Here is a 12,264-nt window from a genome sequence, read left to right as displayed (position 1 = left end):
GGCTCCTTATCGCTCTCTCATGATGACAACAGTAAAGCACCCGCCGGCGGCCTACTTAAGATCCGCTTTCTGAGTATTTCGAGTGATCCGGTTTAACAACAGCAGGGCGATGCCCATCGCCAACAGATTAAATACCATGGCGCCGGCAAAGGCCTGGGCATAGCGCTCCGCTGCGCCGCCGCTCGCCAACAGCGGCACAAAAGCGACGCCGCTGACCACGATGCCCAGCGCGCCCCCCACCTGCTGCACGGTGGCAACCAGACCCGCCGCCATGCCCGCCTGCCGCTCCGGCGCCAAACCCAGCACCAGATTCAGCAGCGGCGTCATGCTCAGCGCCTGACCGAATCCCAGCACCACTAACCCCGGCAGCAGCCGCAGAGGGTGCGCCAGCGCCTCACCCCACAGCGCCTGCGCCATCAATAGCGCCAACCCGGCGGCGTAAATCGCCACGCCCACGCTCAGTACGCCATTGCCCCAACGCAGCGCCAGCCGGGGCGCCAGCATCGACGCCAGCATAAAGGCCGCGCTGGCCGGGGCGAACAGGCTGCCCGCCTGAAAAGGCGTCAGCCCCGCCCCCGCCTGCAACAGCAGTGCGAAACACAAGAAAAACGAGGAGGCGGTGGCATAAATCGCCAGCACCACCGCCATGCCCGGCGCGAAGCCCGCCTGACGGAACAGCGCCGGATCGAGCACCGCATCATCACCGCGCTGCGCCAGACGGCGCTCCCAACGCAGAAAGCCCCACAGCGTCAGCATCGCTAACGCCAACATCGGCGCTATCCACCACGGCCAGCCGCGCGCCGGCCCCTCCAGCAACGGCAGCAACAACAGCGACAGGCCGGTCGCCGCCAGCCACAGGCCAACGCCGTCCAGCCGCTGCGCCTGCGCCACGCGCGATTCGGGAATGCGCCGCGCCGCCCACAGCGCCAGTGCGCCGATCGGCAAATTGATCAAAAAGATCATGCGCCAGCCGCTGCCGAACAGGTTAGCCTCGATGATAAATCCGCCGAGGATCTGGCCGAAGATCGCCGCCAATCCCAGCGTCATGCCCAGCCAAGCGAAGGCGCGCCGCCGCTGTTGCGGCGCGTACAGGACCCGCATCAAGGCGTAAATTTGCGGGAACAACAGCGCCGCCGTCGCCCCCTGCAGAATACGCGCGGCGATCAGCAGGCCGAGCGATCCCGCCAGCCCGCACAACAGGGAGCTCAGCGTGAATCCCAGCATGCCGAGGCTGAACAAGCGCCGACGCCCGAAGCGATCGCCCAAACGCCCACCGGCGATCAACAGCACCCCAAACGCCAGCTCATAACCGGCGACGATCAAACCGATCCCGGCGAAATCGGCGGCGAACTGCCGCTGGATCACCGGCGCCGCCACGTTGACCACGAACAGATCGAACACCGTGACGAACCCGCCCAACAGCAGCACCGGCAGGCCGGGCAGCCCTCGCCGCTCACGAGATAATGAATGTTCCATACCACCTCCAGAGATTATGATGGCCGCAGTATGGAACAGGGTTTAAACTGTTACTATATAGCCATTTATACTATTACTGACAGCAACAGGACGGCCGACATGCCCCCACGCACCCTCGAACGCACCCGCCACGAACTGGGGGATTTTCTGCGGCAAAAGCGAGAACAACTGTCACCAGAGTCAGTCGGCTTGCCAAGCGGCAGCCGCCGCCGCACGCCGGGATTGCGGCGCGAGGAGGTGGCGGCGCTGGCCGGCGTCGGCCTCACCTGGTACACCTGGCTGGAGCAAGGCAGGGAAATCAATGCGTCGGTGACGTTTTTGGAAAATCTGGCGCGGGTGCTGCAGCTCGACGCCGCCGGCCGCTACCACCTGTTCTTATTGGCGCATCAGCGCCCGCCGGTGCCGGTTGGGCATCAGTGGTGCCAGGTTTCGCCGTTGGTGCGGCGCCTGCTGGACGATTTGACGCTGCGGCCGGCCTACGTCATGAACCTGAGTTGGGACATCATCGCCTGGAATCCGGCGGCGCAGCGGCTGTTCGCCATCGGCGATCGCCCGGCGCAAGAACGCAACATGTTGTGGATGCTGTTTGCCGATCCGCAGCTCAATGCGCGCCTGCTGGAGTGGCGGGCGCAGGCGCCGCAAATCCTGGCCAGCTTCCGCCGCGACTACGCCCGTGCGCCGGAGGATGAGGTGATGCGCCAACGGGTACAGGCGCTGGAGCAGGTATCGCCGCAATTCCGCCAGCTCTGGCGGCAGCATGACATTCACGGACGTTGCCAGGGGCGGCGCAGCTTCATCGTCCCGGCAATCGGCCCGGTCACCTTTGACCACGCCTCTTTCATCGTCGACGAAGAGAACCACCTGCGGCTGGTGATGTACAGCGCGCTGCCGGACGAACCGGCCAGCGCGGCGTTTGAAGCGCTGCTGCGCGAGGGTTAGCGGCGGCTGTCGAAAATGAGCTTGCAGGCCAGCCCGGCAAATACGCCGCTCAGCAGGTAGTTCGGCCAGCGGGCGCTGAAGCGGCGGCCGGCGAAGCGGCTTTTCATGCGGCTGACCGCCAGGATCACCCCGCCGTTAATCAGCAACCCCACCAGATTCAGCACCGTCGCCAGCGCCAGCATCTGTACCACCACCGAGCCGGCACGCGGATCGATAAACTGGGGGAACAGCGCCAGCACGAACAGTGCCATTTTCGGGTTGAGGATGTTGGTGAACAGTCCCTGACGGAAAATTCGCGCCGTCGGCACGGCCTGCAACCCGGCAGAAGCCTGCAGACTGCTGCCGGATCGCAGCGTTTTCCACGCCAGGTAGAGCAGATAGGCGGCGCCCAACATTCTCACCGCGTCGTAAGCCAGCGGCACCGCGACGAACAGTTGCGACAACCCCAGCGCCGCCGCCAGCGCGTGGCAGTATGTGCCGAGCTGAATGCCCGCCAGCGAAGCGAAACCGGCGCGCCGCCCCTGGCTGACGCTGCGCGAAGCGATCAGCAGCATATCCGGGCCGGGGGTCAGCGCCAGCGCCACGCAGGCACCGGAAAACAACAACAACGTTGCGGCATCAATCATGAATCACCTGATAAGAAGACGGACGGGGATGGAGCGTCCATCATAGCGACGCCGACGTGGCTTGTCAGCGCCGCTCACCTCAGATCACCCACAAATCGAGATACTCGTTGACCGGCATCTGCGCCAGCCGCTGGCGGTCCAGCGACACCTCGAGAATGCGCTGCTGCTGCAGGGCTGGGAACTGGCGCGCCAGGTTGATTTTGAACTTCTCGATCAGCAGGGGGATGCCCTCTTCGCGCCGCCGCGCATGGCCGATAGGATACTCCACCGCCACCTCATCCAGACGGCTGCCGTCGGCGAACTCTACCGTCAGCGCATTGGCGATCGAGCGCTTTTCCGGATCGTGATAATCGCGCGTGAAAGCGGGATCTTCATGGCAGTGGATCTTGCTACGCAATGCGTCGATACGCGGATCTTCGGCCACCCGGTCTTCGTAATCCGCCGCCGTCAGCCGGCCGAACAGCAATGGGATCGCCACCATATACTGAATGCAGTGATCGCGATCCGCCGGGTTATCCAGCGGCCCCTGCTTGTCGATAATGCGCAGGCAAGCCTCGTGGGTGCGGATGCTCACCCTGGCGATGTCGGCGGCGGTTTTGCCGGCGGCCTGCATCTGGCGGTGCAGCGTCATGGCCGCCTCCACGGCGGTCTGGGCATGGAACTCCGCCGGGAACGAAATTTTAAACAGCACGTTCTCCATCACATACGCGCCGTACGGCCGCTGGAAGCGGAAAGGTTTGCCGTTGAACGAGACGTCGTAGAATCCCCAGGTCGGTGCCGTCAGCGCCGAGGGGTAGCCCATTTCGCCGGTGGCGGCCATCAGCGCCAACCGCACCGCGCGGGCGGTCGCATCCCCCGCCGCCCAGGATTTGCGGGTGCCGGCGTTCGGCGCGTGGCGATAGGTACGCAGCGACTGCCCGTCCACCCACGCCAGCGACACCGCATTCAGGATCGCCTCGCGGCTCAGGCCGAGCAGCTGCGCCACCACCGCGGTGGACGCCACCTTCACCAGCAGCACGTGATCCAACCCTACCCGGTTGAAGGCGTTTTCCAGCGCCAGGCAGCCCTGGATCTCATGCGCCTTGATCATGGCGATCAGCACCTGCCGCATGGTCAGCGGCGCCTTGCCCGCCGCCACCGCCTGGCGCGATAGCCAGTCGGCCACCGCCAGGATCCCGCCCAGGTTATCCGACGGATGGCCCCACTCCGCCGCCAGCCAGGTGTCGTTGAAATCGAGCCAGCGGATCATGGCGCCGATATTGAACGCCGCCTGCACCGGATCCAGTTGGAAACGGGTGCCGGGCACCCGGCTGCCGTTCAGCACCTCGGCGCCCGGCACCACCGGCCCCATCAGTTTCTTGCAGGCCGGGTAGCTCAGCGCCTCCAGCCCGCAGCCGAGGGTATCGAGCAGGCAATAGTGAGCGGTGCGGTATGCCGCCGGGGTATCGACGGCCTCTTTCATCACATAATCGACGATATCGACCATTTCGCGATCGAACGGCGGACGGCGGGTATTGGCAGACTCAAGCATCATGATTCCCAAAGGCTCCAGAGTGAAAACGACACGATAACGACCGGCGCTCAGCGCTGATCCAGCGGTACGAACGCCCGCGCTTCCGGCCCGGTATAGTTGGCGGACGGGCGAATGATTTTGTTGTCCTGCCGTTGCTCGATGATGTGCGCCGACCAGCCGCTGACGCGCGCCATGACAAACAGCGGCGTGAACATTTCGGTGGGCACCCCCAGCTGGTGGTAAGACACCGCCGAGAACCAGTCGAGGTTGGGGAACATCTTTTTGGTGTCGTGCATCACGCTTTCCAGCCGATCGGCGATGTCATACAGCTTCATCGCCCCCGCTTCCTGCGACAGGCGCAGCGCGATCTCTTTGATCACCTGATGGCGCGGATCGGAGACGGTGTACACCGGGTGCCCGAAGCCAATCACCACCTCTTTGTTGTCGATGCGGCGGCGAATGTCGGCTTCCGCTTCGTCCGGCGTTTCATAGCGTTGCTGGATCTCCAGCGACACCTCGTTGGCGCCGCCGTGCTTCGGCCCGCGCAGCGCGCCAATGGCGCCGACGATCGCCGAATAGACGTCGGATCCGGTGCCGGCGATCACCCGACCGGCGAAGGTCGAGGCGTTGAACTCATGCTCGGCGTACAGGATCAATGACGCGTGCATGGCCTGTTCCCAGCTGGCGGAAGGCGCCTCGCCGTGCAGCAGGTGCAGGAAGTGGCCGCCGATGGAATCGTCGTCGGTCTCCGGCTGAATGCGCTCGCCGTTGTGGCTGTAGTGATACCAGTAGAGCAGCATCGATCCCAACGACGCCAGCAGCCGATCGGCGATGTCGCGCGCGCCGGCCGCGCCGTGCTGCTCTTTTTCCGGCAGCGTGCAGCCGAGGGCCGAAACGCCGGTGCGCATCACGTCCATAGGGTGAGACGCCGCCGGCAGCGCCTCCAGCACCGTGCGCACGCTGGCGGGCAGGCCGCGCAGCGCCTTGAGACGGTGTTTATAGGCCTGCAGCTCGTCGCGGTTGGGCAACTTGCCGTGGATCAGCAGGTGGGCGACCTCTTCAAACTCGCAGTGGCGCGCGAGGTCGAGGATGTCGTAACCACGGTAGTGCAGATCGTTGCCGCTGCGCCCTACGGAACACAGCGCGGTATTCCCGGCGGGCACGCCGGATAACGCCACGGATTTTTTCGGCTTAACGCCAGTCGGGCTTTGCGGGGGGATCGCTTGGCTCATACTGTCCTCATTTGGCTTCTGCGTGAATAGCGCCTATTCGTCGCGCTGGCGAGCAAACAGGGCGTCGAGTTTCTCTTCAAACAAATAGTAGTTGATGCTTTCATACAGCTCGTTGCGGGTCTGCATGGTGTCGATGACGCTTTTCTGCGTGCCCTCCTCGCGCAAAGTGCGGTACACCCGCTCCGCCGCCCGGTTCATCGCCCGGAAGGCCGACAGCGGATACAGCGCCATATCCACCTGGGCGCTGCGCAGCTCCTCGGTAGTGAACAGCGGCGTCGCGCCGAATTCGGTGATGTTGGCGAGGATCGGCACCTGCGTCGCTTCGGCGAAACGGCGGTACATGCCCAGTTCGGTGATCGCTTCCGGGAACAGCATGTCGGCCCCGGCCGCCACGTAAGCCTGAGCGCGCTCGATGGCCGCTTCCAGCCCCTCCACCGCCAGCGCGTCGGTGCGCGCCATGATCACGAAGTCCGGATCGCTGCGCGCATCTACCGCCGCCTTGATGCGATCCACCATCTCTTCGGTGGAGACGATGGCCTTATTGGGCCGATGGCCGCAGCGCTTGGCGCCGACCTGATCTTCGATATGCAGCGCCGCCGCCCCGGCCTTGCTCACCGAGCGCACCGTGCGGGCGACATTGAACGCCGAAGCGCCGAAACCGCTGTCGACATCCACCAGCAGCGGCAGCGGGCAGACGTCGGTGATGCGGCGAATATCGGTCAACACATCGTCCAGCGTCGAAATGCCCAGGTCCGGCAATCCCAGCGAACCGGCCGCCACACCGCCGCCGGAAAGATAGATGGCCTGGAATCCGGCCCGCTGAGCCAGCAAGGCATGGTTGGCGTTGATCGCGCCGGCGATTTGCAGGGGTTTTTCTTTACTCAGGGCCTGACGAAAGGCGAGCCCGGGTGAGCGCAGCGTCATGACGTTTTCTCCGATTAGCCAGATGAAACAGATAGAGCAAGGAGCGGGCCAGGTTTCACTTCGGTGAGGGGAAAAATTAAAAACGATAAAAATAAGTGAGTTACAACATATTCAGCGCCATTGGCCTGGCAAAGGGATAAAAAACGTTTCAGTTAACGTTTCAATCGTTTTTTCACACAGTAAATTTGAAACATAACTGAAACCGGGCTACACCTAATGCAGCCACTTCCATTCGGTAACCCACCATGAGCGATCACATCACGCCATCCCGCGCGCCGGACAAACCGGTGATCTGGACCGTCTCCATCACCCGCCTGTTCGATCTGTTCCGGGACATCAGCCTCGAGTTCGACCATCTGGCGACCATCACCCCGATCCGTCTCGGCTTCGAGGAGGCGGTGCAGCACATCCGCGCACGCCTGGCGACCGAGCCTTGCGACGCCATCATCGCCGCCGGCTCCAACGGCGCCTACCTGAAAAGTCGCCTGTCGGTGCCGGTCATCCTGGTCAAGCCCGGCGGCTTCGACCTGCTGCAGGCGCTGAGCAAGGCGCGCAGAACCGCCGATCGGATCGGCGTCATCACCTATAAAACGCCTTTGCCCGCACTGATGGAGTTCCAGCAAACCTTCGATCTGCCGCTGGAACAGCGCAGTTACGTCACCGAAGAGGACGCCCGCGGCCAGATCGCCGAGCTGAAAGCCGCCGGTATTCAGGCGGTGGTCGGCGCCGGCCTCATCAGCGATCTGGCGGAAGAGGCCGGGCTCACCGCCATTTTTCTCTATTCCGCCGCCACCCTGCGCGCCGCCTTCAGCGATGCGCTGGACGTAACGCGCCTGATGCTGAGCGGCGGCAAACGCGGCGGCGATTACGCCGCACGCGATACCCTGCAGCCACGCTATGGGCTGGGCGATTTGCAGGGCGACTCCCCGCAGATGGAGCAGACCCGGCGCACCATCATGTTGTACGCCCGCTCGCCGGCGGCGGTATTAATTGAAGGAGAAACCGGCACTGGCAAAGAGCTGGCGGCGCAGGCAATCCACCGCGAATACTTTTCCCGGCGCGGCGCACCGTCCAGGGGCGCGACGCCGCCGTTCGTCGCCATCAACTGCGGCGCCATCGCCGAATCGCTGCTGGAGGCGGAACTGTTCGGCTATGAGGAAGGCGCCTTCACCGGATCACGGCGCGGCGGCCGGCGCGGGCTGCTGGAAACCGCCAACGGCGGCACTCTGTTTCTGGATGAGATCGGCGAAATGCCGCTGCACCTGCAAACGCGACTGCTGCGCGCGCTGGAAGAGAAAACTATCACCCGGGTGGGCGGGCAACAGCCGGTAACGGTCGACTTTCGCGTCATCAGCGCCACCCACACCCGCCTGGAGCAGGCGATTCAACGGGGCGGTTTTCGCGCCGATCTGTTTTATCGCCTGAGCGCCCTGCGGCTGCAGCTGCCGCCATTGCGGGCGCGCGGCGACGATATTGCGATGCTGGCGGAACACTTTCTGAAACAGTCGCTGGCGGCGCTCGACGTGCCGCTGACGGAGCCGCTGCGCACCGCCCTGGCCGGCTGTTACGCCGCGCTAAGCCATTACGCCTGGCCCGGCAACCTGCGCGAACTGCGCAACATGATGGAACGGGTAGCGCTGATGCTGAGCACCGGCGCAGCGCCGAGCGGTGAAACGCTGCAGTGGCTGTTGCCGGAGCTGGCGGCGGTCACGCCGCCCGAGACGCAGGCGGCGCCCATCTCCGCCCACGAAGCCCTGGCGCGGTGCGGGGGCGACCACGCCGCCGCCGCCCGGTTGCTCGGGATCAGCCGCACCACCTTATGGCGCCGGCTGAAAAAACCGAACTGAGCATCAGCCGGCGCGCCGGCCGTCCGAGGCCGGCAGCAGTCGCGCTCGCCGATCGCCCAGCAGGTTCATGCCCGCCGCCGCCAGCAGGATGATCGCCGCGCCCAGCAGCTGCCACGCCGACAGGCGGTGGCCAAACGCCAGGCGATCCACCAACATGGCGGCGATCGGGTAGATAAACGACAGCGAGCCGATCAGGTTGGTGGGCAGCTTCTGCAGCGCACCGTACATCAACACGTACATCAGGCCGGTGTGCAGCACGCCGAGCGTCGCCAGCATCCCCCACTGCCCAACGCTGGCCGAAACATGGAAATCCACCAGCGGCAACAGCATCACCGCCCCTACCGTCACCTGGATCAGCGCAATGAGATGCGGCGGCGTGCCCTTCAGCCGCTTGGCCGCCAGCGCCATCAGGGCGTAGAAAAACGCCGCGCCGAGCGCCAGCGCGATGCCCGCCAGATAATGGCTCTGCTCCCCCGCCTGCCGCGGCTGCGCCAGCACCACCAGCATCATGCCGCCGAACGCCAGCCCCAGCCACAGCAGCTTGCGGGCGGTCAGCCGTTCCCCCAAAAACAGCGCCCCCAGCCCCACCAGCATAAACGGCTGGGTGTTATACACCGCGGTGGCGATGGAAATAGAGGCATAGGAATAGGCGGCAAACAGCAGCAGCCAGTTGATCACCAGCGCGACGCCGCCGGCGATCGCCAGCAGCAGCGTGGCGCGCGTCAGCGCATCGCGTCGCAGCTGCCCCAATACGCCGCACACCGCCAGCAGCACCAGCGCGCCTACCGCGCAGCGCCAAAACACCACGTTGATAACCGGCTGGCCGGACATCAACACAAACCAGCCGATAGAGCCGGAAATCAACATCGCCGCCGCCATCTCCAGCGATCCGCGTTTTATCTCTGCATTCATTCTGCGTTCCTCGAAGCTTGCCCAGAGACATAGCTTGCGGCTTCGCGGGGCGGCTTTCCATAGCATAAAAAAGGCAGATATGCTTAACTGCCTTTTTCTCGCAGCTATAATAAAGAAAATACCTAACGGAGGCGTTATGGATGATATCGATCGCCAAATCCTGACCATTCTGGCGGAAGATGCGCGCGCATCGTTGAAGACGCTGAGCGCGCAGGTAGGCCTGTCGTCGCCGAGCACGTCGGAAAGACTGCGGCGGCTGGAGGAAAGCGGCGTGATCCAGGGTTATACCCTGAACGTCAATCTGCAGGCGGTAGGCTATGCCTTCGAGTCGCTGGTGCGCATCAAGCCGCTGCCGGGCATGCTGAAGAAGGTCGAGCAGCTGATTCAGGCGATCCCGGAAGTGGTCGAATGCGATAAGGTGACCGGCGAAGACTGCTTTATCGTGCGGCTGGTGGCGCACTCGATGGAACAGCTCGACCATACCCTCGATCGGCTGGCCGAGCATGCGCAGAGCAACACCTCGATCGTGAAAACCACGCCGGTCAAGCGCCGCCTGCCGCCGCTGCTCTGATCAACGCCGCCGTTTGCGGGCGAACGGGTTGCCGCGCTTCTTCTCTTTTTTGGCCGCGTCGGCGGCGGATTTCAGCGCCGCCAGATGCGCCTTGTCGGCCTCCGGCACCGCGCGCTGCTCAATCGGGAACACCGGCAGCGATGCCAACAGCCGCGAACCGTAGTTTTTGGTCAACAGCCGGCGATCGTAGATCACGATCTCGCCGTAGCATTGGTTACTGCGGATCAGTCGGCCGACCTGCTGGATCAGGTTGAACGAGGCGCTCGGCAGGCTCTGCACTTCGAACGGATAGCGCTTCAGTGATTTCAGCCACTCGCCTTCGGTGATGATCACCGGGCTGTCGATCGGCGGGAACGCGATTTTGTGAATATGCACCTGGGTCAGCAGTTCGCCTTTCAGATCCAGCCCTTCGGCGAACGATTGCAGCCCCACCAGCACGCTGGCGACGCCCTTCTCCACCCGCTTGCAGTGCTCTTCCACCAGCCGGTAGCGCGGCTGGTCGCCCTGCACCAGCAGCATCAGCCGCAGATCGGTCACGTAGCTGAGGAAAGTCTGCATCGCCCGGTGGCTGCTGAACAGGATCAGCATGCCTTTGTGTTTGCCGCTCGCCTGCTCGGCGCGGAAAAACCGCGCCATCTCCTCGAGGTGCTCCGCCTCGTTGGCGAGCGCCGGTTCATAGCGCATCTGCGGAATGACAATCTTGCCCTGTTCGACGTGATTGAACGGCGAAGAGAGCGTTTCGAAGCGATCGCCGGCCTTCTCGCTCAGCCCGCTCATCTCCTGCAAACGCGCGAAGCTGTTCAGTGAACGCAGCGTGGCCGAGGTGACCACCACGTGCGGCACCTTGCGCCACAGCAGCTTCTCCAGCTGGTCGCTGACGCGGATGCCGACGCAGTGCAAATACAGATGGGTAACGTTATCGCGCAGCTCGCGCGTGACCCATTTGGAGATCGGCGCGTTGGACGACTTGTCGAGCGCCGCCAGCCGCCACAGCTTGCTCATCGCCTCCAGATAGCCCAGCGTGCGGCTCATCTGAATGATCGCGCGATGCAGACGCACGATGTCGTGCTTGCCGGTCTGCTCGGTAAGATCGTTAAGCACGAACTCCGCCAGCCCGCGTAATGCATCGGTCAGTTTAAACAGCCGTGCGCAGCTCTCCACCATCTCCGCAGGCAGCTCGCCCATTTCAAAACGGTGCTCGGCCGCCACGCTATCGCCGGGCAGGTAGGCGCTGACCTGATGCTCGAAGATCTGCACCAGCTCGCGCAGCTCCTCGCAATGGTTTTTCAGCCGTTCGCTGTTGGCCAGCCCCGGCGGATTCTTCGGCCGGTACTGCGTCATGCACTGCTCGACCTGGCGCACGATCATGTCCAACTGCAGGTTGGTCGACAGCGCGGTGATTTCCCCGTCGATCTCCAGCGCGTCGCGCGCCACCTCAGGCAAATGATGGCCTTCGTCCAGCACCAGCAGCAGCTCTTTCGGGTTCGGCAGCACCGATTCCGTCTCCAGCGCCGCCATCACCAGCGCGTGATTGGCCACCACCACGTCGGCGCTCTCGATCTCTTTGCGGGCAATATAGAACGGGCATTCGCGAATGTAGTGGCAGTTGCGCCCCAGGCAGTTGGCCTTGTCGGTGCTCAGCTTGGCCCACAGCGGATCGTCGATGCTCTGCTGATAGTGATCGCGCAGCCCGTCCCACTCGAAGCGAGCCAACGCCTTGGTCAGTTTCTGGCACAGCGCCTGCTCTTCGCCGCTGGACGGCGCCAGTTCGTCGTCGAGGAACAGCGTCAGATCGCCCTGTTGACTGACGTCGGTGCTCATCGCCGCCAGGTTACGCGGGCAGACGTAACGCCCGCGGCCAAAGGCACCGGTAAATTTCAGATCGGGGATAATCTTCTTCAGCAGCGGCAAATCTTTGCTGTAGATCTGGTCCTGTAGCGCCACGTTGGCGGTGCTCACCACCAGCGGCTTGCTCTCCGCCCGCCCGACGGCGATGCCCGGGATCAGATAAGACAGCGTTTTACCGACGCCGGTCGGCGCCTCGATCGCCAGATGGCGCGGGTAGTCACCGGCCAACGTCTTCGCCACCTCGGCGATCATCTGACGCTGGGGCGCGCGGGAAATGAAATCCGGTATTTGCTGCTGCAGGGCTTTGTACCACTGGCCAATCTGATCTTTAACTGCGGAGGAGAGCGCCATTCAACTCTTATCTAAACGAAATGAT

The 12,264-nt window shown here is 63.8% G+C and carries 10 protein-coding genes; 3 read left to right on the top strand and 7 right to left on the bottom strand.

Annotation, left to right across the window (positions count from 1 at the left end):
- Positions 1 to 51: 51 nt before the first annotated feature.
- Positions 52 to 1,476, bottom strand: coding sequence for an MFS transporter (locus ACJ8J4_RS12205; RefSeq protein WP_025302072.1), 1,425 nt, complete (start codon positions 1,474 to 1,476; stop codon positions 52 to 54).
- Between the two features lie 99 nt (positions 1,477 to 1,575).
- Between ACJ8J4_RS12205 and ACJ8J4_RS12200 the strand changes: the two genes are divergently transcribed.
- Positions 1,576 to 2,415, top strand: a complete 840-nt coding sequence (locus ACJ8J4_RS12200) for a helix-turn-helix transcriptional regulator (protein ID WP_060447562.1) — start codon at positions 1,576 to 1,578, stop codon at positions 2,413 to 2,415.
- On the opposite strand, the gene ACJ8J4_RS12195 is transcribed toward ACJ8J4_RS12200, so the two are convergent.
- The 4 genes from ACJ8J4_RS12195 to prpB form a co-directional block, all read right to left on the bottom strand.
- Entirely contained in the window at positions 2,412 to 3,041 is a 630-nt protein-coding gene (locus ACJ8J4_RS12195) for a LysE family translocator (RefSeq protein ID WP_147822963.1), read from the bottom strand. The two genes, ACJ8J4_RS12200 and ACJ8J4_RS12195, sit on opposite strands and share 4 nt — an antisense overlap.
- A 79-nt stretch (positions 3,042 to 3,120) precedes the next feature.
- Entirely contained in the window at positions 3,121 to 4,572 is a 1,452-nt protein-coding gene (locus tag ACJ8J4_RS12190) for a bifunctional 2-methylcitrate dehydratase/aconitate hydratase (RefSeq protein ID WP_089181668.1), read from the bottom strand.
- 50 nt (positions 4,573 to 4,622) lie between these two features.
- Positions 4,623 to 5,786: a bifunctional 2-methylcitrate synthase/citrate synthase gene (gene prpC / locus ACJ8J4_RS12185; RefSeq protein ID WP_049203923.1), complete on the bottom strand. Its 1,164-nt coding sequence runs from the start codon at positions 5,784 to 5,786 to the stop codon at positions 4,623 to 4,625.
- Positions 5,787 to 5,819: 33 nt separating this feature from the next.
- A complete protein-coding gene (gene prpB, locus ACJ8J4_RS12180) occupies positions 5,820 to 6,710 on the bottom strand; it encodes a methylisocitrate lyase (RefSeq protein ID WP_141970065.1) in 891 nt (296 codons plus the stop codon).
- Between the two features lie 245 nt (positions 6,711 to 6,955).
- Between prpB and prpR the strand changes: the two genes are divergently transcribed.
- Positions 6,956 to 8,557, top strand: coding sequence for a propionate catabolism operon regulatory protein PrpR (prpR, locus tag ACJ8J4_RS12175; RefSeq protein WP_025302066.1), 1,602 nt, complete (start codon positions 6,956 to 6,958; stop codon positions 8,555 to 8,557).
- 3 nt (positions 8,558 to 8,560) lie between these two features.
- Here prpR and ACJ8J4_RS12170 read toward each other — a convergent pair whose 3' ends face one another.
- The gene (locus tag ACJ8J4_RS12170; protein WP_025302065.1) at positions 8,561 to 9,469 is read right to left on the bottom strand and encodes a DMT family transporter; all 909 of its coding nucleotides are present in this window, start codon (positions 9,467 to 9,469) and stop codon (positions 8,561 to 8,563) included.
- A 136-nt stretch (positions 9,470 to 9,605) separates the two neighbouring features.
- Here ACJ8J4_RS12170 and ACJ8J4_RS12165 point away from each other — a divergent pair, with 136 nt between their 5' ends.
- Positions 9,606 to 10,040 (top strand): Lrp/AsnC family transcriptional regulator, encoded by a 435-nt coding sequence (locus tag ACJ8J4_RS12165; RefSeq protein ID WP_025302064.1) that lies wholly within the window; start codon positions 9,606 to 9,608, stop codon positions 10,038 to 10,040.
- Here the strand turns inward: ACJ8J4_RS12165 and dinG are convergent, their stop codons facing one another.
- The gene (gene dinG / locus ACJ8J4_RS12160) at positions 10,041 to 12,239 is read right to left on the bottom strand and encodes an ATP-dependent DNA helicase DinG (protein ID WP_197835291.1); all 2,199 of its coding nucleotides are present in this window, start codon (positions 12,237 to 12,239) and stop codon (positions 10,041 to 10,043) included.
- Positions 12,240 to 12,264 lie beyond the last annotated feature (25 nt).

This window comes from Serratia sp. CY47280, from assembly GCF_052168655.1.
Taxonomy (GTDB): domain Bacteria; phylum Pseudomonadota; class Gammaproteobacteria; order Enterobacterales; family Enterobacteriaceae; genus Serratia; species Serratia bockelmannii.
The sequence above is the reverse complement of the archived record's forward strand: the minus strand, read 5'-3'. Positions and strand labels throughout refer to the sequence as shown.